23 protein-coding genes and 2 rRNA genes are annotated in these 24,113 nt (G+C 38.7%); 9 read left to right on the top strand and 16 right to left on the bottom strand.

The window, feature by feature from the left end; genetic code table 11:
* Positions 1-97, top strand: a 23S ribosomal RNA gene (locus HMPREF9455_RS19280); the annotation flags it as partial.
* 176 nt (positions 98-273) lie between these two features.
* A 5S ribosomal RNA gene (gene rrf, locus HMPREF9455_RS19275) occupies positions 274-382 on the top strand.
* 427 nt (positions 383-809) lie between these two features.
* Here rrf and HMPREF9455_RS19270 read toward each other — a convergent pair.
* Complete coding sequence (locus tag HMPREF9455_RS19270) at positions 810-2,036, bottom strand: glycoside hydrolase family 88 protein (RefSeq protein ID WP_006801437.1); 1,227 nt, start codon at positions 2,034-2,036, stop codon at positions 810-812.
* Between the two features lie 172 nt (positions 2,037-2,208).
* Complete coding sequence (locus tag HMPREF9455_RS19265) at positions 2,209-3,285, bottom strand: aldose epimerase family protein (RefSeq protein WP_006801436.1); 1,077 nt, start codon at positions 3,283-3,285, stop codon at positions 2,209-2,211.
* 888 nt (positions 3,286-4,173) lie between these two features.
* Here HMPREF9455_RS19265 and HMPREF9455_RS19260 point away from each other — a divergent pair.
* From HMPREF9455_RS19260 to folK, 6 genes are all read left to right on the top strand, one after another.
* Entirely contained in the window at positions 4,174-5,052 is an 879-nt protein-coding gene (locus tag HMPREF9455_RS19260; RefSeq protein ID WP_006801435.1) for a cell division protein FtsX, read from the top strand.
* Between the two features lie 4 nt (positions 5,053-5,056).
* On the top strand, positions 5,057-5,314 hold the full coding sequence (locus HMPREF9455_RS19255; RefSeq protein WP_006801434.1) for a DUF3098 domain-containing protein: 258 nt from the start codon (positions 5,057-5,059) through the stop codon (positions 5,312-5,314).
* Between the two features lie 20 nt (positions 5,315-5,334).
* Entirely contained in the window at positions 5,335-6,186 is an 852-nt protein-coding gene (locus HMPREF9455_RS19250; protein WP_006801433.1) for an undecaprenyl-diphosphate phosphatase, read from the top strand.
* Complete coding sequence (gene truB, locus HMPREF9455_RS19245) at positions 6,186-6,875, top strand: tRNA pseudouridine(55) synthase TruB (protein ID WP_006801432.1); 690 nt, start codon at positions 6,186-6,188, stop codon at positions 6,873-6,875. Before HMPREF9455_RS19250 ends, truB begins: the two co-directional genes overlap by 1 nt.
* A gap of 67 nt (positions 6,876-6,942) precedes the next feature.
* Positions 6,943-7,992, top strand: a complete 1,050-nt coding sequence (gene queA / locus HMPREF9455_RS19240; RefSeq protein ID WP_006801431.1) for a tRNA preQ1(34) S-adenosylmethionine ribosyltransferase-isomerase QueA — start codon at positions 6,943-6,945, stop codon at positions 7,990-7,992.
* On the top strand, positions 7,993-8,478 hold the full coding sequence (gene folK / locus HMPREF9455_RS19235; RefSeq protein WP_006801430.1) for a 2-amino-4-hydroxy-6-hydroxymethyldihydropteridine diphosphokinase: 486 nt from the start codon (positions 7,993-7,995) through the stop codon (positions 8,476-8,478). It abuts the gene before it with no gap.
* On the opposite strand, the gene HMPREF9455_RS19230 is transcribed toward folK, so the two are convergent.
* Positions 8,475-9,926: a glycoside hydrolase family 10-like protein gene (locus HMPREF9455_RS19230; protein WP_006801429.1), complete on the bottom strand. Its 1,452-nt coding sequence runs from the start codon at positions 9,924-9,926 to the stop codon at positions 8,475-8,477. The two genes, folK and HMPREF9455_RS19230, sit on opposite strands and share 4 nt — an antisense overlap.
* A 3-nt stretch (positions 9,927-9,929) precedes the next feature.
* A complete protein-coding gene (locus HMPREF9455_RS19225) occupies positions 9,930-11,249 on the bottom strand; it encodes a TldD/PmbA family protein (RefSeq protein ID WP_006801428.1) in 1,320 nt (439 codons plus the stop codon).
* A gap of 455 nt (positions 11,250-11,704) precedes the next feature.
* Here HMPREF9455_RS19225 and coaA point away from each other — a divergent pair, with 455 nt between their 5' ends.
* Positions 11,705-12,646 (top strand): type I pantothenate kinase, encoded by a 942-nt coding sequence (gene coaA, locus HMPREF9455_RS19220; protein ID WP_006801427.1) that lies wholly within the window; start codon positions 11,705-11,707, stop codon positions 12,644-12,646.
* Between the two features lie 77 nt (positions 12,647-12,723).
* Here coaA and HMPREF9455_RS19215 read toward each other — a convergent pair whose 3' ends face one another.
* The 12 genes from HMPREF9455_RS19215 to pdxA form a co-directional block, all read right to left on the bottom strand.
* Positions 12,724-14,019, bottom strand: coding sequence for an inositol-3-phosphate synthase (locus HMPREF9455_RS19215; RefSeq protein WP_006801426.1), 1,296 nt, complete (start codon positions 14,017-14,019; stop codon positions 12,724-12,726).
* Between the two features lie 223 nt (positions 14,020-14,242).
* On the bottom strand, positions 14,243-14,968 hold the full coding sequence (locus HMPREF9455_RS19210) for an HAD family hydrolase (protein WP_006801425.1): 726 nt from the start codon (positions 14,966-14,968) through the stop codon (positions 14,243-14,245).
* Between the two features lie 1,086 nt (positions 14,969-16,054).
* Positions 16,055-16,462: a GFA family protein gene (locus HMPREF9455_RS19200; protein ID WP_006801423.1), complete on the bottom strand. Its 408-nt coding sequence runs from the start codon at positions 16,460-16,462 to the stop codon at positions 16,055-16,057.
* Positions 16,463-16,580: 118 nt separating this feature from the next.
* The gene (locus HMPREF9455_RS19195) at positions 16,581-17,147 is read right to left on the bottom strand and encodes a hypothetical protein (RefSeq protein WP_006801422.1); all 567 of its coding nucleotides are present in this window, start codon (positions 17,145-17,147) and stop codon (positions 16,581-16,583) included.
* 504 nt (positions 17,148-17,651) lie between these two features.
* Positions 17,652-18,479 (bottom strand): lysophospholipid acyltransferase family protein, encoded by an 828-nt coding sequence (locus HMPREF9455_RS19185; RefSeq protein WP_006801421.1) that lies wholly within the window; start codon positions 18,477-18,479, stop codon positions 17,652-17,654.
* A 42-nt stretch (positions 18,480-18,521) separates the two neighbouring features.
* The gene (locus tag HMPREF9455_RS19180) at positions 18,522-19,457 is read right to left on the bottom strand and encodes a phosphoinositol dihydroceramide synthase (RefSeq protein ID WP_006801420.1); all 936 of its coding nucleotides are present in this window, start codon (positions 19,455-19,457) and stop codon (positions 18,522-18,524) included.
* Positions 19,458-19,461: 4 nt separating this feature from the next.
* On the bottom strand, positions 19,462-20,208 hold the full coding sequence (locus tag HMPREF9455_RS19175; protein WP_006801419.1) for a CDP-alcohol phosphatidyltransferase family protein: 747 nt from the start codon (positions 20,206-20,208) through the stop codon (positions 19,462-19,464).
* A 50-nt stretch (positions 20,209-20,258) separates the two neighbouring features.
* Entirely contained in the window at positions 20,259-20,819 is a 561-nt protein-coding gene (locus tag HMPREF9455_RS19170; protein WP_044216809.1) for a GtrA family protein, read from the bottom strand.
* On the bottom strand, positions 20,804-21,277 hold the full coding sequence (locus tag HMPREF9455_RS19165) for a phosphatidylglycerophosphatase A family protein (RefSeq protein WP_006801417.1): 474 nt from the start codon (positions 21,275-21,277) through the stop codon (positions 20,804-20,806). The genes HMPREF9455_RS19170 and HMPREF9455_RS19165 overlap by 16 nt, the downstream gene beginning before the upstream one ends.
* A 122-nt stretch (positions 21,278-21,399) precedes the next feature.
* Positions 21,400-22,275, bottom strand: a complete 876-nt coding sequence (locus HMPREF9455_RS19160; protein WP_006801416.1) for a hypothetical protein — start codon at positions 22,273-22,275, stop codon at positions 21,400-21,402.
* A complete protein-coding gene (locus HMPREF9455_RS19155; protein ID WP_006801415.1) occupies positions 22,262-22,972 on the bottom strand; it encodes a sugar phosphate nucleotidyltransferase in 711 nt (236 codons plus the stop codon). The genes HMPREF9455_RS19160 and HMPREF9455_RS19155 overlap by 14 nt, the downstream gene beginning before the upstream one ends.
* Positions 22,973-23,029: 57 nt before the next feature.
* The gene (gene pdxA, locus HMPREF9455_RS19150) at positions 23,030-24,112 is read right to left on the bottom strand and encodes a 4-hydroxythreonine-4-phosphate dehydrogenase PdxA (protein ID WP_006801414.1); all 1,083 of its coding nucleotides are present in this window, start codon (positions 24,110-24,112) and stop codon (positions 23,030-23,032) included.
* Between the last annotated feature and the right edge of the window lies 1 nt (position 24,113).

Below are 24,113 nucleotides of genomic sequence, written 5' to 3'. Positions count from 1 at the left end.
TTAAGGGTGGTTGTAGACTACGACCTAGATAGGCTACAGGTGTAAAGGCAGCAATGTCATAGCCGAGTAGTACTAATTGCCCGGACGCTTTCAATGGTGCCAGTAGACTCACCGTAGAAAACTGGCACCGAACAACAAACCAGAGGTTTGCTATATTAGGAATATAAGTTAACGATACTCGCTCTTTTACATCAGTCAATATAGTTGACAGTTGAAAGTTGACAGTTACATATAAAACATTGTCCACTATCAACTATCCACTATAAAAAGCATTCAGGTGGTTATAACACCGGGGCTCCACCTCTTCCCATTCCGAACAGAGAAGTTAAGCCCGGTCGTGCCGATGGTACTGCGCAAGTGGGAGAGTAGGTTACCGCCGTTTTAAGAAGAGAAGTCCTTCACTAGTGTAGTGAGGGACTTTTTTTGTTTGGGTATGTGAGGAATAGGCATACCGCATCTAGATACATACTGATAGCGCCATGAGAAATCATTTAGGCTGGTTCATAAGGCAACAAGGGTAGCAGGTGCCTCAGATTTTAGCTGATAGCTATTAAACTATCGCATAAGTGGTAGTCATCAGTTAACAACTTGTGTCTAATATAACCTTCAACATATAACCTAAGACTTGCTGCCCGTTAAAAAGTAACACATGTAACACCTTTCCCAATCTTTAAATCCTTAAATATTGAATCTTAAACCAATTTATCAAAGAGCGAAAGCCGGTAGATTCTACCGGCTTATGTATAGAAAAAGAAGTCTGTGATAATTACATTTATCACAAACTTCTTTTTTGTATTGAGTAAAGTTATTTAACGTGCCAGTTTCTTGTATTTAACTAATGATTCCAAAAAGTAATAATCTGCGTAAACCAATGGAACATCAATTTCCGAATGGTGCGGTATGCTTCCGACACAATGCATAAGCAGAAAATCACCATTCGTCCCTAGTTGTGCCCTGTATGAGGGGGAAGCCAGATTCTTCAACATATTTACGGCTGTATTTGTATAATCCTGATTCTTGGAGAAGCTACCCAGATCGAACAAGGCTGAACATGCTATTGCAGCTGCAGATGCATCTTTTAGGCTTGCTTGAAATTCCACTGCATAAGAGTTTCCTTTTGGTATATAACTTTTTTGGCCAACATTGAAATCCCAGACAGGAACCAAATCTTCAGGGAGATGTTTCAGATAGAAGTTCATAATCTTGGTGGCAGCTTCAAGGTATGTCGGATCCTTTGTCTCCCGATACATCATAGTAAAGCCATATGCAGCCCATGCTTGACCTCTTGCCCAGGTCGAATTATCGCTAAAGCCTTGTGCTGTAACTTTATGATGGATTTCTCCGGTAAGCGAATCATAGCAAACAACATGATAGCTGCTGTAATCATCTCTAAAATGATTTTTCAAAGTTGTATTTGCATGTGCCACAGCAATATCATATAGCTTTTTATCTCCTGATAACTTTGAGGCTTCAAGTAATAATTCGAGGTTCATCATATTGTCTATGATAACAGGAAAATGCGACTCCTCTCCGTCCCAAGATCTGTGATAGTTCCATGACTTTATGGCTTTGGTTTTTTCACTATAACGGGTTGCCAGCGAATATGCACTTTGTATGATGATGTCCTTATATTCATTTTTAGGATCTAGCCTAAGGGCGTTTCCATAACTACAATACATCATGAATCCCAGATCATGGTGAGCAGTGAATGTTTTTAAGGATTCCACGCTGGTAGTCCATCTTTCAGCATTGTTTTTCCAGATAGAATCTCCCGAAAGCTCATACAAATACCATAGCGAACCGGGAAAGAAACCGGGAGTCCAGTCGTACATACCTGTTGTTACCAGTTTACCATCTTTATTCGTGGATCTCGGATAGTTATTGCCGTCCGGTTCACCAACATTCCTTAGCATATCTGATGTCTGACGTATGGAAAAATCAGTATTTTCTTCGATAAACAGTTTCTTTTTACTATCAGTACATGATATACTAATACATAAGACGGATATAAAAAATATATGACAAAATGCCTTCATTATAATACAATTTAGGTATAGTCTGAGGTCACACACCTATTAAAAGCCTTCGTATCCGAAACAGCAATAATTGGTTATGACTGAAAAAATTACATTTAAAATTTTCTTTTACTTATAAAATAAACAGGTGGCAGCGTATTCACTACCACCTGCTGTAATATATGAATGAGAGTTATTTCTTTACAGAAAATGCGTGTATAGTCTTACTCTTGAATGTTTCTCCCGGACGTAGTATGACGCTAGGGTATTCCGGCCTGTTAACACTGTCAGGGAAATGCTGGGTTTCGAAGCAAACGGCGGCACGCATAGGGTAACGATGTCCGTGTTTTCCCTCGAAGTTTCCGGTCATCCAGTTTCCGGTATATATTTGCACACCTGGTTCGGACGTAGATATATTCATCAGGATACCTGTTTTTGGTGAATAGCATTCTACAGCCAAGGCGCATTCTCCTTCCTTTTTATCCAATATCATAGTATGATCGTATCCTTTCCCAAAATGTAACTGTTCAAAATCAGCTTCTATTCTCTCGCCTATCGCATGAGGAGTTGTAAAGTCGAAAGGTGTACCTTTCACAGCCTCAGGCTTACCATATGGGATAGCTGTATCGTCCGTAGGAAGGTAATCAGAAGCATGCATTACCAGTATATGGTCGTTTATGCTCGGATCGCCTTCTCCCGACAGATTGAAATATGAATGGTTCGTCAGATTAAGGATAGTAGCCTTATCTGTGGTGGCTTCGTAATCTATTGAGAATTCGTTATTATCCGTAAGTGTATAAATCATCTTCACGTTCAGGTTGCCAGGGAATCCCTCTTCACCGTCTTTTGCGAGATATTTTAACTCTAATGTTTGATTGTTTATTTGTTTGGCATCCCACACTACGGCATTGAATCCTTTCAGTCCGCCATGCAAATTGTTAGGGCCGTTATTTATCGCCAGCTTATATGTCACACCATCTAGTGTAAACTGTCCTTTTGCTATACGGTTTCCCGTACGTCCGCAGACCGCACCGAAATATGGTTCCTCCGAATTCAGGTATTCAGTCAGGTTATTATGTCCCAGTACGACATCCGTTAGTTTTCCGTTTTTGCCGGGAACAGAAAGCGATACTATTTTTCCACCGTAATTGATGACGGTCGCTTCCGATCCTTTGTTATTGGTAAGAACATACATCTGTACATCTTTCCCATCTACTTTACCCGAGAAGTTAGCCGGGATTAGCCCCGATTTGGTTTCATTTGTTTGCATGATATTATTTCGTTAGTTAAATATGTCACTTATAGTTGTTAGGACCTATATCCTATACTAATTGTTAAACACAAATATACAATAATATTTGAACGAATACATCGCCTCTTTTTTGCATATAAGGGAATGTTTATTAAAAAAAATAAAATATAAAAATATCCCGGCCTTTCTAAAAGTTGACAAACACACGAAATATGCATTTTTAAGCAGAGAGTTTATCTATATTTTATTTAGCCGATAGCCATTAGCTGTTGGCTTGTAGCTCTTTGAAGTATTGGAATAAGTAGTAAGTTTTAAGTATTAAGTTGAAAGTAATATGAGATACGAGTAGACAAGAAACAAGTTGTTAACTGATTTTCCTGTTACCTTTGTTACTTTTTATTTTTAACCACGGAGTAGAAGGAGTAACACGGAGTTTTTTATAAACGGGATGCTTCACTCCGTTCAGCATGACAGAATCCAGCACTGTTAACTGTTGACTGATGACTGTTAACTGAATTTTCTGTCAGATGTGTCAGGTTTTAACTGTATATAGTCAATAAGTGTAAATTAGGCCAATGGTTAAAATTCCCGTTTTTCGGGTTTGCGCTAAACAAGTAGTATAAAAATAAACCTGATTATAAAAACAAATAGGCTGCTTGGGCTGTTTCCTAATAGGTATAAAATTGTATATTTCGGTAAAAAGAAGTCTTATTTATTAAAAAAAACAAAAATAGTTCTAATACATGCTTTTATTTTGTTTCTTTGCAGCGAATTTGGGTGCGTTGTGCCCGCATGTAAGGACTATTTCGGAATGAGGACTATTTATGCAGCATTACTTAATCATAACTAATGTTGTTACATGCAAAATAACAAATAGGTCTGTGACCTTTAATTGTCTCTGTACAGATGTCTGATAAACGGCAACCTAGAACAATATCTTTATTTACCTCAGGAGTAATATCTACTATAAGTATCACTCTTGTGCTTTTTTTGTTGGGGCTGACCATATTGGTCGCTTTCACAGGGAAAGGGTTAGCCGCATATTTTAAAGAAAATATGGGTATGTCCATCGAACTGACCGGGAATATGGATGCTGCTACTATTCAGAAAACAAAGGAAAGAATAGAATCCAACCCTTATGTTAAATCAACTACTTACATAAGTAAGGAAGAAGTTAAGAAACAACTGGTGGATGATTTGGGTGGAGATCCCGAAGAAGTGCTAGGCTATGATCCTTCCCGGAGTTATTTCGATGTGTTTATCAAATCGGAATATGTAAATACAGACAGTATAAAAAAAGTTGAAGCCAGCTTTAAGGATTTCAAATTGACCAAAGGCTTGTCTTTTAAAGAAGAGGATATCGCGTTGGCTAATCAGAACCTGTCGAAGGTAGGCTCTATTCTTCTCGTGCTGGCTGTTATACTTATTCTTATATCCTTTACATTAATAAGGAATACAATACAATTAAATATATATTCGAAGCGTTTCTTAATTAATACAATGCAACTCGTTGGGGCAACGAATGGTTTTATCAGGCGTCCGTTCATAATGAGTACGGTTGTTTCGGGCATAATAGCTGCTATCCTGGCTAATGTAGCCATAACAGGGGTTATATATTACTTTACGAATGAATATCCCGAACTGATATCGATTGTAACCATGACCGAATTGCTGATTGTATATGGACTTGTATTGATTCTGGGAATATTAATTACCGTTCTTGCTACAATATCTGCAGTGAACAGGTACTTAAGAATGACAACAAATAAACTTTATCACGTCTAAAAATATGGATAAGAAAGATTTTGCATTTGGCAAACAGAATTACATCATTTGTGCAGTATCTGTTGTTCTCATCATTGTAGGATTTATATTGATGACAGGGCCTGCATCGAGTGTTGAAGGTGGTTTTGAACCGGATATTTTCAGTGCAAGGAGAATTGTTGTAGCGCCGATGATTTGTTTTGCCGGCTTTCTGCTCATGATTGTGGGCATTCTATATCCTCGTAAGAAGGAATTGGCTGACGAGAAGAAAGAACGCGACTAATCACAAAACTATAATTTATAATGAGTATTATTGAAGCAATTATTATTGCTATTGTAGAGGGCCTGACCGAATTCTTACCTGTGTCTTCTACCGGACATATGATTATCGCCCAGAGTCTTTTGGGCGTTGAAAGTAACGAATTTGTAAAGGCTTTTACCGTAATTATCCAGTTTGGAGCCATCTTGTCGGTAATTGTATTATATTGGAAACGTTTTTTCCGTTTCAGGGAAGTTCCTGAGTCAGAAAATACAGGTTTTCTGAAATATGTTTTCTATAAATATGAGTTCTACTGGAAGCTATTGATGGGATTCATCCCGGCTGCCATATTAGGATTCATTTTTAATGATATGATAGACGAACTGCTGGAAAGTGTATTGGTTGTGTCCATTATGCTTGTTTTGGGAGGTATCCTTATGCTGTTTGTAGATAAGTGGTTTAATCGTCCTGAAGAAGGAGAGCAGGAAATTACATATAAGAATGCCTTTATAATAGGCTGTTATCAGTGTATAGCGATGATACCGGGTGTATCCCGTTCTATGGCTACTATTGTAGGAGGTATGAGTCGCGGGCTCAGCCGTAAGAATGCGGCCGAATTCTCATTCTTCCTGGCTGTTCCTACTATGGCTGCCGCGACAGGTTATAAATTGCTGAAGCTGATAATGTCCGATACAGGATTTGAACTGTTAAAAGATAATATGGGCGTATTGGTTATCGGTAATGTGGTTGCATTTATTGTGGCACTATTGGCTATTAAATTCTTTATTGGTTTTGTAACTAAATACGGCTTTAAACTATTTGGCTGGTATCGTATTATTGTTGGTGGCATCCTGTTGGCTCTATTGCTTTCGGGACATGAATTAACTATCATTTAATGGATTTTATTTCAGGAGAGGTCTTATACATAAATAAACCGCTTAATTGGACATCGTTTGATTTGGTACGGAAATTGCGGAACAAGCTTTGTCGTAGATTGGGGGTTAAGAAATTAAAAGTTGGTCATGCCGGAACACTAGATCCGCTTGCTACAGGAGTAATGATTATCTGCACCGGAAAAAAGACCAAACTGATAGAAACATTCCAGTATCAGACCAAAGAATATATTGCAACCATAAGACTAGGGGAGACGACTCCGTCTTTCGACTTAGAAACGGAAGTTGACGGAATTTATCCTGCAGATCATATAACCGAAGAGTTGGTTAATCAGATATTGACACAGTTTATCGGAGAGATTCAGCAAGTACCCCCTACATATTCTGCCTGTAAGGTAGAGGGAAAAAGGGCTTATGAATTTGCACGTGAAGGGCAGGAAGTTGAATTAAAGCCTAAACTGCTGGTAATAGATGAAATTGAACTTCTTGATTATACTATGCCTGAGATAAAGATAAGGGTAGTATGTAGCAAGGGTACATATATAAGGGCATTAGCAAGGGATATTGGTTTGGCTTTAAGCTCAGGGGGACATCTGACAGCTTTGGAACGTACCCGGATAGGAGATATTACTCTCGACCAGTGTGTTGCGGGGGAACGTATAGAAGAAGCGATAGACGCCCTTATGGATTAGGATATGAGGATATATCCTTGTATGTTTGTAGATTGTAATTGAAACTAAATTAATTTATATATAGAATATGAAACTTTCTCAATTCAAGTTTGATTTGCCTGAGGAATTGATAGCCTCTCATCCTGCGAAAAACAGGGATGAATCCCGTTTGTTGGTTGTCAATCGAAAGACCGGAGAAGTTGAGCATAAGGTTTTTAAAGATATTATCGAATATTTCGATGATAAGGATATATTTATCTTTAATGACACGAAGGTTTTTCCTGCACGTTTGTACGGTAATAAAGAAAAGACCGGAGCTACTATCGAAGTGTTTTTACTTAGGGAACTGAATGAAGAATTTCACCTGTGGGATGTATTGGTAGATCCTGCACGTAAAATCCGTATTGGAAATAAACTATACTTTGGCGACGATGACTCTATGGTAGCCGAAGTAATTGATAATACAACCTCGCGCGGGCGTACACTTCGTTTCTTATACGACGGGCCTAGCGAAGAGTTCCGTAAGGCTCTTTATGCGTTAGGGGAAACTCCTATACCTAAATATCTGAACAGAGGTGAAGAAGCCGACGATAAAGACCGTTACCAGACTATCTTTGCCAAGAATGAAGGAGCAGTGGTGGCTCCTGCCGCCGGATTACACTTTAGCCGTGAACTGCTGAAGCGTATGGAGATCAAAGGTATTGATTTTGCATATATCACATTGCATTCAGGTTTGGGTAACTATCGGGATATCGATGTGGAAGACCTGACCAAGCATAAGATGGATTCGGAACAATTACAGATTACCGAAGAAGCCATCATGCATGTAAACAGAGCAAAAGATGCAGGACATCGTGTTTGTGCAGTGGGGACATCTGTAATGCGTGCGATAGAGACTATTGTAAGTACAGATGGGCATTTGAAAACCAATGAAGGATGGACCAATAAGTTCATCTTCCCTCCATATGATTTTGGTATTGCCGATTCAATGGTAACCAACTTCCATTTGCCTCAATCTACACTGTTGATGATGACAGCCGCTTTCGGAGGATATGATCGTATTATGGATATATATGATATGGCAGTGAAAGAGAAATATCGTTTCGGTACATATGGTGATGCAATGCTTATAATCTAAATGTTACTGGATAAAGAGATTCAGCATGATGTATTCTTGGGTCTGGGCTCCAATATGGGAGACAGAGGAGAGAACCTTAATCATGCAATAAACAGAATAGAAGAGCGGATTGGTGAAGTTGTTACCACTTCCGCTTTTTACGTTACCGAACCGGTAGGCTTCGAATCGGAGAACCGCTTTCTGAATGCAGTATGCGAAGTAAAGACCAGATTGCGCCCGATGGAGTTACTGCAACGAACACAGGAAATCGAAAAAGAAATGGGACGTACTGCCAAGTCAGAAAACATGGTTTATGCCGACAGGATAATCGATATAGACCTGTTATTGTTCGACGATAAGGTGTATGCTAATGAAAAGCTTATCCTGCCGCATCCGCACTTACATGAAAGGGCTTTCGTCTTACTACCGTTGGCTGAGATAGCGGGTGATTACGTCCATCCTGTTTTGCATAAGACAATAAATCAGCTCAAGACCGAACTGGGTTAATGATCTTCCTCTGAATGTACAAAGTATGCAGGAAAAGACTGTACACTCTCGTTGTGATACCTGTCAGAGGCTGTAACAAAATAATGGAACCCGAATTCACCGACTGTTACCGGAAATGAGTAGCTGTTGGTATGTAAGCCTGTAACCAGTATATTACCGGCATTGTTTATGTCTATTTCTTCGGTAGCAGAGGCGTATATATTGTAGGTGTAAGTTTCGTTATTGTCGGGAGCATCCCATTTTATATTCAGATAGCCCTGATCTTTATATACTTGTGTAATAATCGGAGAGTTTGGAGATATATTATCCAGCCATGTCAAAGGTGGTAACTTAGCAGGAGTAGGGTAATAGGTCCGGATAGAATCCTTAATCCCTTTCAGATTGCTTAGAATATTTCCCGTGCGGAAATACGCTTGTCCTTTCACATTATTATCCCGTGTATATTTCATCTGGTTTAAGATATCCTCTAACGACCAATTTTGTTCATCCATTTGATAAACGCCTAGTCCCGGTACAACAACCCTTCCGTTGCTGTTTGCCACCCAATCGTCGAGAAATGGATAGAAACGGTGTTCTTTGTAATACATCATAGGGAATACCAAGTCGTGCTTACCGCTTTTCATCCAATGGCCTGCGTCCTGAAAGACGGTTTCATAAGCTGTCCAGCCATCGTTGGGTGCCACATGCTGCAATACCCGGTACCGTCCAAGAGGTGAACTGCTTATCTGCACCCAAGGTTTAATTGCTTTTACATTGTCGTAAATATCCGCAACTAATTGGTTTATATTGTCTCTGCGCCAGTCGTGCAAACTTTTCCCATTACCATATTTCTTGAAGGTGTCATCGTCGGGGAACTTCTGAGTATTACTGGGGTAGCGTATGTAATCGAAATGTATGCCGTCGACGTCATAGTTCTTTACTATTTCGTCAACAATGGATGAAACTAACTTTTTTGATTCGGGCCTTCCGGGATCGAGATACCAGGTTCCGTGGACTTCTTTGTAGTAATCGGGTTTGTCTTTAACTACAGTGCCCCTCCGCCTTTTACCTTTTCCTGTATATTTCATCTTAGCTTTATCCATCGTGTAAGTCACAAGCCAGGCATGACATTCCATACCTCTTTTGTGGCACTCCTCAATGGCAAAGGCCAATGGGTCGAAACCTTCCGCCTGATTAAAGTAGGTACTCAAAGGTTCTATCTTAGATCTGTAGAACACACGTCCCTGTGCACGTGCCTGAAATAACACAACATTAAAATGTTCTTCTTGCAACTGATCAAGAATATCTCTTAATTGCTTTTTCTGCGCATCCACGCTGGTTCCTTGTTTAGGCCAGTCCAGCCCCCAGTTGGTAGTAAGCCATGCGGCCCTTACTTCAGTGGAAGGAACTTGTGCAAAGATGGATAATGGAAACAAAAAGAATATTGATAATAATCTGAATAATTTCATGCTTTATAATCCGCTAAAATTTACATCGCTGAACAAGAGGGATGGTAACCGCCATGGCGAACTTTCACGCGGGTCATTTCCTACTTCTGCAAGATTTTTCCATAGAACAAGTATGTTGCCTGTAATGTTCATCTCGCTTACAGGAGTGGTTACTATACCTCCTTCAATCAGGAAACCCTCTATGCCAAACGAAAAGTCGCCTGTTGTAGGGTTGCTGTTGCCACCGTTGAAGCCTGTTATCCAGATCCCTTTTTGCACAGATTGTAATAATCCGTCAAAACTTTGGCTTCCCGGTGTAGTTTGTATAATGGATGGTGAAGCTATTGTAGGCTCTATATTCATTTTTAGCGAGTTGTATGTGTCTATGAAGTATGTTTGTAATATACCTTTGTCTATGATGACACGCTCTTTGGTGGCGATGCCTTCGCCATCAAACCACCTGGCTCCGAACGAACGTGCAAGATGCGGAGTGTCAATGATTGTCAACTTGCCGGATGTAATCTGCTGTCCGAGTTTATCTAACAGGAACGAATTCTTTTGTTGCAATGCTGTTCCATACATCGCTCCCATTATTGGAGAAAATAAACGTGATGCGGTGGTGTTGTCGAGCAGCATATCGTATCTGCCCGATTTGATTTTCCGTTGGCCTATTTTTCGCAGCGACCTCTCAAGCGCTGTCTTTCCTATTCCGGTCTTTTTCAGATCATCCCAGTAGATAGAACTGTCGAACCAATAAGATTCGGCCCGGGCATCGCTGTCTGTTTTCAGGGCAACCTCTACTGTCAGATTGAAGGCAGAGTCTATACTTTCTGCTTCAAATCCGTTGCTGGCAATCATATATTCAGCACCCACGCCATCATCATATGATGAAGTGATGGAGATGATACGTTTATCCGATTCATATATCTCTTCAACCGCCTGCCGGGCTATATCCAGTTTTTTATCGGTACTGATGTTTTCAAATGAGTTATCATATAAGTCCAGTCCCTGACTGTCCCCTTTATAATATCTGTCAGGATTGGGTAGTTGGCGGAGTGTATCCGGAGCCAAATATCCTGTTGATACGATTCCTTCTTTAATGAATGTTTCCAGCCCTGCTTTTTCTATGCGGTTGGTAGAAAATGTACCATATTTTCCATCGACAAAAAACTCGATATACAATTTGTTTTCAGAACTTTGGTGCAATTTGTCCAGTTGTGTATTGCGGTATTCAAACGAATTATTGTTTGCCGTGATAATCGAAACACGTGCAGCCTGGCATCCGTTTTGCAAAGCAAATCGCATGGCCCATTGCGCAGTATCTTTATGTTGTTCAGTAATCATATTATAATCTTTTCACATGCAAAAATACACAGAATAAGATAAAGCAATTCATAATTAAGAATGAAAATTAATAATTGGCTTGCCGCTTATCAGTAAACAGCCACAGTTAACAATTAGAACCTCTTTATACTTTTTACTCAATACTGACTATTTTGAAAAGGTAACAAAAGTAACACGGAAAACAATTAAGAATGAATAATTAATAATTAGCTTGCTGAGCAGAGCGAAAACTCTCACCAGTGAATAGTCGTCAGTTAGCAACTTGTATCTCGTGTTTTGTCTACTCGTATCTCATATAACTTTCAACTTATTACTTTCAACTTATTACTTATCCCAATACTTCAAAGAACTCCAAAGCCATAAGCTTTACCTATAGATAAAATACTCCGGTTATAATAACTCATAACTTGTAAGTTTTTCTACCTTTGTAGCATTCTTATTCTAAAAATGAAAGAATGGAAACATTTCCTTCGAGCCCTTACATTCAGTTTTCCCGTAATCAATGGGCTGCTCTTCGCGACTCGGAACCGATGACGCTCACATACGAAGAGTTATTGACTCTGCAAGGTATCGACTACGAGCTTTCCATTGATGAAGTAGAAGATATTTACCTTCCCCTTTCCCGATTATTGAGCTATTACTTCAATGCGCGTACCAGCCGCCAGTCGGTACTGACAAAGTTCCTCAATCAGAAATCGATGAAAGTACCGTTTATCGTAGGTATTGCAGGCAGTGTGTCGGTGGGTAAGAGCACTACCGCCCGTGTATTACAGGCATTGCTTAGCCGCTGGAAAGAAAACACCCGCGTATCTCTGATAACTACCGACGGATTCCTGTATCCGAATGCGATATTAGAAGAAAAGGGCATTATGCTCAAAAAAGGCTTTCCTCAATCATATGATATAAAGACTTTATTGAAGTTCGTCACCGACCTGAAAGCAGGGAAAAGAAATGTAAAGGTGCCCAAGTATTCACATCTTATTTATGATATTATTCCAAACGAATATCAGGTTATAGACCAGCCGGATATACTTATCCTGGAAGGACTGAATGTTCTGCAGAGCGGAATGGACTATCCCAATGAGAAACCGCGTATATTTGTTTCCGATTTTGTCGATTTTTCAATCTATGTCGATGCCGATGAGCAGAAACTGGAGGAGTGGTATATCTCCCGTTTTATGAAGTTCAGAAAAGGGGCATTTACCAATCCTGATTCGTATTTTCACAGTTTTGCCAAACTTGCCGACAAGAACGCGATCAATACAGCAAAAACCATCTGGAGAGAAATAAACCGTAAGAATCTGCGTAAAAACATACTTCCTACCCGTGAGCGTGCCAGTCTGATATTGCATAAGGGGGAAGGGCATGCTGTGGATTATGTAAGGCTAAGGAAATAAGTCTTATTATAGAGTTAATACATAAAAAAGGAGGCATCTGTGCAGATGCCTCCTTCTCATTTTATCTCTGGTATGAATTAGTCGATAAAGTCTACAGTTTCTTCTCCAATCATCTGGCGAAGTGTATTTTTTAACTTCACGTATTGGATAAACAAGTCATGCTCTGCAACCTTGCTAGGCTCGTGCATAGGGCTCTTGAAGTAGAATGACAACCAGTCTTGTATACCGCTCATTCCTGCACGTTTAGCCAGGTCTGTAAACAGAACAAGGTCTAAGCAAAGAGGAGCTGCAAGGATAGAGTCTTTGCAAAGGAAGTCTACTTTCATCTGCATTTTGTAACCTAACCATCCGAACAAGTCGATATTATCCCATCCTTCCTTATCGTCGTTGCGAGGCGGATAATAGTTGATACGAACCTTGTGGTAAACATTACCGTAAAGTTCAGGATAAAGTTCCGGTTGAAGGATGTTGTCGATAACCGAAAGTTTCGATTCTTCCTTTGTTTTGAATGAACCCGGATCGTCAAGAACCTCACCGTCACGGTTACCAAGGATGTTTGTAGAGAACCATCCGTTAAGACCAAGCATACGGGTCTTGAACATCGGAGACAATACGGTCTTTAACATTGTCTGACCTGTCTTGAAGTCCTTTCCACATATCGGAGTCTGGGTTTTTGCAGCCAGTTCCCACATTGCAGGTATGTCTACAGTCAGGTTAGGCGCACCATTGATATATGGTATACCCATAGATACTGCAGCATATGCATACACGTTTGAAGGAGCAATGTCTTTATGGTTTTCTTTCAACCCTTTTTCTAAAGCGGCAAGAGTTTTGTGTACTTCACCCAGCGGAGTAAACACTTCTGTACTACCGCACCAGATAACTACGATGCGATCGCAATTATTTTCTTTCTTGAAGTTTTCGATGTCTTGTTTTACTTGTTCCATCAATTCCCATTTAGTAGGAGCCGATTTTACCCAAGTACCATGCAAGCGTTTTACAAAGTCCTGATCGAATACAGCTCTCATCGGTTTGATAGCAGCCATCTCATCTTTAACCTTGTCTAAATCATCTCTTGTTAAAACATCTGCATGTTTTGCAGCCTCATAAGCATCTTCTTCAAAAATGTCCCATCCACCGAATACGACATCATTAAGATCAGCCAAAGGCACTGCATCTTTGATTTTAGGAAAGCGGTTTTCTTCTCTTTTCCCTAAACGCATTGTAGCCAATTGAGTTATTGACCCTACAGGAACTCCTTGTCCTTTACGTGTTAACAACGTTCCTGCCATGAAAGTTGTAGCAACAGCTCCAACTCCTACTGTAAGAATACCAAGTTTTCCCTTGGCTTCTCCTACTTGTACTTTTCCCATTTTTAATTAAAATTTTAAGTTATACTGCAACCCGCAGCTTACATTAAATTCTGCTGTCTCATCAGACAACATATAATAGAATAGCATCAAGTGTACCCTCACTATCATTTTATTATCCCAACCCGATATTTTCCATCACAAGACATTTGCCCGGCAACTTCCATTATTGGTAGCAACAATACAGCTGGCACTATAATATCATCAAAAAAACAAGGATTTCTTTTCAATCTAGCTGAAAAGCTGATTTCAACTCTATGAAATCATCTATAATCAGGTCGGCTGTTGCATCTTCGGCATCCTCTTCCCATCCTGTGCCTTTGAGCCAAATAGTATGACACCCAAGGCTGCGGGCGGGAACGATGTCTTTTGTGTAAGAATCTCCGATAATCACTACCGAAGAAGCCGGAATATCCAGGCTCTGGACTCCTAATCCAAATATAGCAGGATCGGGCTTTCTTATACCAACAACAGCAGATTCAATTATATCATCAAAATAATCCAGTAATTCAAAATCGCTCAAAACAGATTGTACGTTTCCATAGAAATTAGAGACCAATACCATAGGATAACGACTCTTCAATATTTCAAGCAAGGGCTTCTCTTTTTCTATTAAGCTCCTGACAAAGGTATAACATTGTGTCGAAATAGCAAGGCTATAGCTCTTTGTTTTATCATTTTCGGGTAAAAAACCTTTATTAATTAAGTAATCTATCTGTAAATCTATCTTTTTTCTAAGCAATATAAAAAAGTTATCCTCTGCTTCAATAACGGGGTGTGTAGCCAGATAACGCTCGGCATATACATAAGCTTCGCGAAATTGTTCTTTCGAAACCGGCACTCCATTATCCACATACGCATCCCAAAGCACTTCGGCCCAATGTTTTCCATTACTGTCGATAGTGCCTCCGTAGTCGAAGATTATTCCTTTTATTTTACTTATATCCAACATTCTTTTTCAAATCTTAAAAGGTAACAAAGGTAACACTTTTTTCAGTTAACAGTCAACAGTTATCAGTTGACAACTTGTAACTATTTCAAAAAGGTAACAAAGGTAACATGATTAAAGTCTTTTCAGAGTGTTACTTTTTACTGAATCCCTTTGCTTTTACTTATTCGATAGTATAGATAAAGATAGATGGGAAATAAAGCGGATAATCCGATATTTATTTTGTAGTTCGAGTCCGGATTATTCAACGAAAATATAATCCTTGTACGTGATTATTTTATACTCAGCCTCCAATTACTACATAACAGAGAGCTAAAAAGAAAATCATTATAAATAGTGAAATTATAAAAGAACTAATAGCCAATACAAGGTATATAGATTTTTGATTGTTAATCTTTAGCTTTCTGAAATAAAGTATAATTAGAATTATTGAAGTGACAAACAAAATAATAGATGATATAGGTATAGAATATATTAGCCACATAATTTGCTGTTTTTGACAAAGCTAACAATTTTCTCTAAATTCTTACAAAAAGAGTTCGATACTTTGATGCTGTGCTCCACAAATAAATATCCCTGCATTTGAAAAGTTTAGGGATATTTATTTTTATATTCGTAATCTAAATAACTTTATACAATTAATATAAGCTATGAAAAGGAGCTCGATAATATCTCTTTTAGGATTCTGTCTATCAGTTGTATTTACGTTTGTGTTATTTGTCGGATTATTTACAGCTAGATGGGATTATGTAATAGAGCATACCTTTGATACCATCTATGTTTTGTCTTTAGGGTTACTTGTCCCAATATCATTTTTTGTTGGTATCATTTTTTTTATAAAAAGTATTCTTTGTAAGGATAAACTATTGTTTATTCCTATTATTGTAGGTATTATTGCTTTAGTGTTTAACTCTGTATATTATTTATCCATTGTTGATTCAGTTATCGAACTTCTAATGATAAAGTTAAATATTGCATAAGATAAATTTATTATTTTCTTAAAATCCTCACAAAAAGAGTTCAATACTCTATAACTATTATATTATCTCCTGATATCAACGTGATATTTTGCGAAATACTTCTGTAAAATTACAGGGGTAGCTCTTCAAATATTTGAATTTTGTGTAAATCATTATCCCAATTAGCCCTGTGGGATAAAAATATATGACCTTGTGGGACAATAGGAACATCTGTATCGAGACTGCCTGCGGGAACAACAAGCAAGCTTCCTTGCATCTGAATGTTTGGAAGTGCAGATCCACAATCAAGACAAAAACTTTTAATATGTCCTGATGATTCAAAATCAAAGGTTTTTACGTTATTCTCCCCTGATAACCAGTTTAATTTGGCGGTCGAAGAAAATAAATTAGCAGCATGAGCTGAGCCTGTATCTTTACGACAATATTCGCAATGGCAAAGGAAGAAACGCTCAAAAGTACCTGTTATTTCAAATGTAACTTTGCCACATAAGCATGTTCCTGTATGTTTTATATTCATATTGATTTATTTTGAACAAAGCTAATAATTTTCCCAAAATCCTCACAAAAAGGGTTCGGGACTTTGATGTTGTGCTCCACAAAGTTTAAATCCTCGAACAGAAATGTTTGGAGACTTATTATTTTATTAGTTTATTTTTTATCACTTTCATATAAGAATATGCTATGCTATCTTTTCCAAAAGAAATATGCGATTTGTCATTCCATAATGTACCATAATCGAAATCATAAATATCTTTGCCTTCAGGGCTATCAAAATAAATAGTATCATTTTTTATTTTGTATTTACCCTTCAGTTGTTCTCTACCATAACTATATTCGTAAGTATTATTTCCATAAAGAGTTAACCAACCATTATTCCCTGCAACTCCATCCAAGTATGCTATCAATAAATCACCTTTATAAAGAACTCTTTTCGGAATTAAGCCACCTGGCATCAAAAAAGGTATTATTAGTGCTGTTATCATCAATATAGTGACAATATTATGCGTCTTATTTTTCAATTTGGCCTCAATGCACTTGACAATATTATAAAACGTATACACTATTGCACATAGAAAAATGGTGATATATGTTAGTCTTATTATAGATGTCCATTCACCTAATTCATATACCCAATAATCAGAAGTATTTTCATATAAGAACACGAAAGAGATTAATATTATTTGAGAAATATATTTTTTCATAGTAAATACCTTTTATTTCAAGACAGAAAGTGAGTAATACTCTCCCAATCCTCACCAAATGAGCTTCTTTTGTGCTATGCCCCATGAATAATTAGCTCCCTTTAACTGGAATATTAGACGATTTTTTATTTCTGGTTTTAATCAAAACCACAATTCCAATAGCAATACTGATCAGTGTATAAAAAGCGAAGACGAATAACCACAAAAACTTACTGTTCAAGTATCCGTAACTGTCAACTGCCTCATATTTATAGCTAACCATACAATCTAAGATTTCGTAAAGGATTCTAAAGAACCCGATAGTTGAGAGTATAAGATATATCCAAATAGTTATTTTCATTAAATACGATGATTGTCACACATTTGCACAAAGCTAATAATTTTTCCAAAACCTTCATGAAAAGAGCCTGATACTTTGGCATTGCATTTAACCAAAAGAAAAGCACCTGATTTCTCAGATGCTTTTATATCTTAGTGTCGAAATGTATGCCGGGATACCTCCAATTATCTTTTCTTCTTCATGGCATAAGTCTGTGCTTTCAAAAATTCGCCAAACTCTTTTATATCTGTGAATTTGGCTTGCTCCTCAACAGAGATCGGTTTACCGAAACGTACATAAATAGTCTTACCTCTTTTGTTCGTCGTTTCATGCAATAGACGTACAGTCCTTATTTTCCAGCTAATAAATCCTAATGTACGATATATCCACGAATTGCTTCCATCTATATACATAGGAATAACCGGAACCTTTGCTTTCTTTATCAATTTAAGAACAGTCGGTTGCCATTCACGATCTTCGGTCTTAGTCAGATGATTGGTCGATACACCTCCTGCCGGAAACAGCCCCAACGGATGTCCGTCATGCAAATGCTCCAGGCATTGCTTTACACCCCCCAGACTCGATTTCAAATCTTTCATCTTATTTCCTTTAGCATAAGGATTGACCCCGATAAAATGCTCATCCATTGTATCTATCTGGCTCAGCATCCAGTTTACCATCATCTTGTAGTCGCGGCGTTTACCTGCTACTGTACTGATAGCTATTATTCCATCTATATGACCTATTGGATGGTTCGAAACCGTAATGAACGGCCCTTCTTTGAATTGATCAAGGACTTCATAATTCTCATACTTGCGGATGATCCCCATTTTGTCGAGCATATCATTCACAAATTCAAGACCTGTATACTGTTTGGAGGCATCGTAAATAGCGTTTACCTTATTTAGGCCTCCTACACTAAATACAATATTTGTAAGGACGTTTCCAAAACGCCCTCTGAATATAGGATGCAGGTTTTGTATCATATCCCTGCTTATTAATTTCTCTTTCATATGCTTTTTTCAGCTGACAGTCTGTTACAAACAATCTGTAACTTACTTTATATAATTCAGATATTTGCTGTAAAATGATTTAAACCAGCCCAGTCTCATCAGCACAAATTCGAATAAGGCAATGCCCACTACTGCGCAAAGGATGCCTAACAGCACATCTATGATATAATGGTGAGACGTATATACTGCTGTAAACCATATGCCGAATAAAAATATTATAACAACGGACAGAATACCCCGGTTACATTTCTTCTTTATAGCATAGAACAGTACCACTACCAGATATGCCGAATGCAGGGACGGAACCGCCGCAAATACATTGGCATTACGCCCATAGATGGAATTAAACAAGGGGAAACCTATCAGTTCATCAAACCGGACTAAGCCGGCCATATTACCGGGTGTATTCAATACCGGTTCAAACCCGTAATTCATCGCATACCATGGCGGTGCAGCAGGATGAATATAATAACACGTGAAACCGAGCAGATTGACAAAGAGGAAAACCATTGCAAAGCGAAGGAACATATCCCTGTCTTTCTTGAAATATAGGTATAGACCGAATGCCACCGGAACAGGTACCCAGCCCAAATAAAATATACCGGCTAAAAAATCGGCGATTGCACTCGTATGTAGAGTGAAATACTCGCAAGGAATAAGTACGGCACCATCTACTGTAATACCGAATAACGCTTTCTCCAGATTGTATAATCCCTCTACATCTATCGGATTCACCAGATAATTGGGATATACACGCATCCAGTCGTATGAAATGCCAAATATAAGAAATGGTAATAATCCTACAGCTAATTTCCGGGTCTTGGTATTAACAAAAAACAACAAGAGAAAAAGGGCGATCAATAGAAAATGTTCGGGTCGGAATCCTACAAATATGCTTGTCAATATAGAAAACAGAATGGTTATCCCAACAACAATAACACTCTCTCTCAGAGTTGGTAAAGAAATCTGTAACTTCATCTATTTATTCTCCTGCTTTATCTTTTCGGTCTTGTTCCTGTAACACTCTTTTGCAGTGTCTCAGGCGGTTAATAGCTGTAATATTGGAAAATATGGCAACAAAGGCAATCGGTACTACCATAATTAATATAGGTTCAAACAAAGGGATGCTTTCTTTGTGAGGTACTGCGACACGATAATCAGGGAAGAAATATCCGAACAGCCCGCAGAGTATACATCCTACGGCAATAGTCACCACACGCTCGGGACGTTGCATGAATCCACCTTTACATTCTATACCCAATCCTTCGGCACGCGCACGTACATAACTTACCATCATGGAACCGATAAGAGCAATAAATGCAAATAACGAACTAAAGAAATATCCTTGCAGAATCAGATAATAACAAATACCGAATAGGACAATCAGTTCACTGTAACGGTCAAGCACCGAATCGAACAGTGCTCCGTAGCGGGAACTCATTTTTCCAATACGGGCAACCTGTCCGTCCATCATATCGAACAGTCCGGCAAATAAAATAACGAATCCTCCCCAACCTACAAATGACAGATCACCCGCATGGCCATAGGTGTGCCCGAAAAAGACTTTTCCCCGCATAGCCCCGCAAATAAAAATGACACAGGCTACGATATTCAGAATCAGTCCCGTGGCTGTAATGAAATTGGGTGTTATACCAATCCTTACCATCCCTCTGACAAGAGGGTCAATAATTTTATAAATTATTTGTTGAGCAATATCTCTAGCTTTCATTCTTCCACTTTTTAAGGTTTATATATAGTTGTGCATACAGCAACACCTCTCTATATGTCATCCGTATGTTTCTTTTCTCTCTCTATAACTTCTTCTTTTTTATTTTCCGCCGTATTCTTTTTTACAAAATATTTTTTGAAATCTCTGTTTTTGTATACAAAAAGGCGCTGCATATTGTAGTTCCATCCAAAACCCACGATAAGCGATACAATTATCTTTGGTATAAGGAACACATTGTTGGCAATAATATCCGGAAGGCTTTCCATAGGCAGCCACTTGGTCACCAGTTCTGTCACCAGCACGGTTCCTTCCCTGTTCAGGAACAGATTGACCAGCCAGACCATCACGTATTTTATAGCGACGTGTTTTATCTTACTGTCCTGAGCCTTGAATGTCCATTTATAATTTATAATACAATTGACTACTCCTCCCGAAATATTACCGAAAAGGGTAGCATTACCATAAAAGACACCAAAAATATTAGTGAGTAATATGGTTACAGTAAAGTCTGTCAAACTAGATATTTGTGAGGAGAACTGCGCCCGCACAAACATGAAAATCCCACCTTTTTCAGAGACGGTTTTCGTGACCTTCTTTACCCAATCAGCCATTTTCCTCCTAATAATATTATAAAGCCATACACTCCTGCAAGCACGTCATCCATCATTACACCCCATCCGCCTTTCAGGCTCTCCATTTTGCGGATGCCCAACGGTTTCCATATATCAAATAACCTGAACAAGGCAAATGCAATCAGCGCATGATATATATTTCCTGCGTCGGCAGCCAGAAGGGTTATCCATACACCGACCATTTCATCGACAACAATGCGTGAAGGATCTTTGCCCCAAGAGGGTTCAAGTACATTTGAAGACCAAACGCCAAGAGCTGTAAATATGATAATTAATGCAATAGTTATCAGTAGTAGGGGGAGAGGAGAAACAAATAAAGAAAGGGCAATCCATATAATAGCAGCTAATGCTGCGCCCGCTGTACCGGGTGCAAACGGGGAGAAACCCGTACCAAAGCCTGATGCGATAATTATATGAAAGAGGTTCTTTTGTTTCATTTTTTCAATAAAGGCACAAAGTTATCAAAAAATGCATTGATATCAAAGTGGTTAAAAATATATAATCTGACTACATTTAATTTTCTGAAAATGTTTGTCAATACGACATTATTTACATTTTATCAATATTCCGTATTTGTATTCGCAGATATCTTTTGCGAAATACGTTCAGCAATATACGGAACGGATTTTTCACGGCAAGGTGCAAAGCTGGGCCAGTCATTAAAATCAATAATTTTGAACGAACCGTCAGCTGCGATGATACAATCCCCGCCGTATATATCTACATTCAGTACTTCTCCGGCTTTACTGCAAGTCTTCTTCAAAGCGTCCAGATCGAATGGAAATTCTTTCGCGCTCCCGTTTACAGCTTCCAAACCGAATTTGGTAAGACTTAGATCGAAAGGATAGAACCAATAGAAAAAGTCAGTGCCGTATACTCCGTAAAACTTAACCAGATCTCCGACAAGATGCTCGTTTATCACAGCATTGGGTATATCGCGCAATGCAAATTCCTGTAAAATAGATTTAGCTTCTTCTATATTACGGGCATAAGTGACATCCTCACGGTGAATCGTATGTGAATCGCCTCTTTTTATCCAGAAAGCACCGGTATTCATTCTCTCCAGTTCTTTGGTAGGATCGTCGGTCACATCTACGATTATACTTTCAGGGTGCGGTATATTATTATCCATCAGCAAACGTGTCATGGTAGTGCGGGTACAGTTTTCGATACCTGTTCCTGGATTTATGATTATCGCACCGTCTGCCTCATATTGTTTCAGCCGTTTGAGTGTGCTTTTGTCGCGGGCCATATTGAAAATATACTTCTCGTTCTCCTCGCTTAGTACAAACTCGGATTCGGTATACTCTCTTACTTCATATCCCATATTACGCAGACATTCAGCCGTAAGGTTGAATATCATACCATCATTACCAATATGGTTGGGAGAAAATTTAGTATTCCTTTTGACTCCTGCTATTCTAATTTTTGACATCTTTATTTTTTACAAATTGCTCTGCCTTCTTTATATCTTCTGCATGGTCTACGTCAACAATCTTTACAAAAGGAAATGCTTTCAGATTCAGGTTATCAGTTACCAGTTGCCGTTGAAAATTACGCATCCGTGACTGCCCTGCTTCGAGACAGGATTCTAATGTATCTATTGCTTTGGGGGTGAGTCCATATATTCCACCCGATATATACTTACAATTATCTGAATTATCAAGAAAACCCTTTATATTCATTTTACTGTCAACTTCCACATACAATGGCTTTTCATCGTCTATATAGTCTGTTACAGCCATCATGCCGTCATTATCTTCATCTGAGGCAAAAGCCTGTATGAAATTGCCGAATTCCTCTTCTTTGAATATGGTATCGACTGTAGTCAGGCAGAATTTTCCATCCCGTAGAAAATTTCGCAGTTCAAAAAAACTATGCATCGAACTGGGGGTAGATTTCACCACGACATTAAACGGTACATTAAGCTTCAGATTGGATATATAATCCTGAACCTGTATCATCTCCTCATTGATAATAATACTTATCGAAGAAGCATCATTCTTGAGGAAAATATCGATCAAACGACGAATCATTTCTTTTCCATCCAGCTTTACCAAAGGCTTCGGCAAAGTAACACCTTCTTGAGCCAGTCTGGAGCCTTCCCCCGCTGCTATTATAGCATAATTCATAAATATTAATATTTTTTGACTAAAGTCAATCAAAAAGGTTTAATCTGAACAGAAAAATTATTCTTCTGTAGTCAGGTCAAGCACTTCATTATCTCCACCTCTTTCTACATAGAGTTTCTTCAATGGGTTGGCATGTGCTTTATCAAATTCGATCCTATTACCGAAAGTATCTATGGCCATATAGACGGCCTGACGAAAAGATTCTTCCGAAGCTTCATTCTTTCCGGCTATGCCATAGGCCGTTCCGTGAGCCGGAGACGTACGGATAATAGGTAATCCGGCCGTAAAGTTAACACCGTCTTCCATAGCTAAAGTTTTGAAAGGTGCTAAACCCTGGTCGTGATACATTGCCAGTATACCGTCGAACTTTGCGAATCCACCTGCTCCGAAAAAACCATCGGCAGGATAAGGTCCAAAGCACAGTACTTTTTTATCTTGTAATTCCTTTATGGCAGGAGTGATGATATCATTCTCTTCTGTTCCCAGTAAGCCGTTTTCTCCTGCGTGCGGATTAAGAGATAATACTGCAATACGTGGCCTCCCAATTCTGAAATCACGTTTCAGGCTGGTTTCGAAGCGTATAGCAGCATCCATTATTTTTTCTTTTGTTAGTGATTTAGGAACATCAGCCAACGGAATATGCCCTGTTACAAGAGCAATGCGAAGCGAGTCCTTAATCAGAATCATCAGGCTTTTATCTCCGTCTTTACCAAACCGTTCTTCAAGATATTCCGTATGCCCGGGAAAATGGAAATCTTCACGCTGAATATTATGTTTGTTGATAGGGGCTGTCACAAGGACGTCGATCAGTCCGCTTTTAAGGTCTGCAACTGCTTTTTCAAGCGATTTATATGCTGCTTCTCCTGCTATTGCAGTCGATTGTCCGATTTCAATTTTAGTATCTTCATTAATACAGTTGATGATATTCACTTTGTTTACCACCGCATCTTTCGCATTATTTATCTGGTTGAACGAAACAGGTTGTAATTCCATCGCTTTGCGATGAAAGGAAGCTACTTTTGCCGAGCCGTAAATGACAGGAATACACATCTCTGCCATCCGGATATCTGCAAATGTTTTCAGAATAACTTCATATCCTATCCCGTTTATATCACCTTGTGTTATACCTACTTTTATCATA

Origin of the sequence: Dysgonomonas gadei ATCC BAA-286 (assembly GCF_000213555.1) — a bacterium.
GTDB lineage: Bacteria > Bacteroidota > Bacteroidia > Bacteroidales > Dysgonomonadaceae > Dysgonomonas > Dysgonomonas gadei.
The sequence above is the reverse complement of the archived record's forward strand: the minus strand, read 5'-3'. Positions and strand labels throughout refer to the sequence as shown.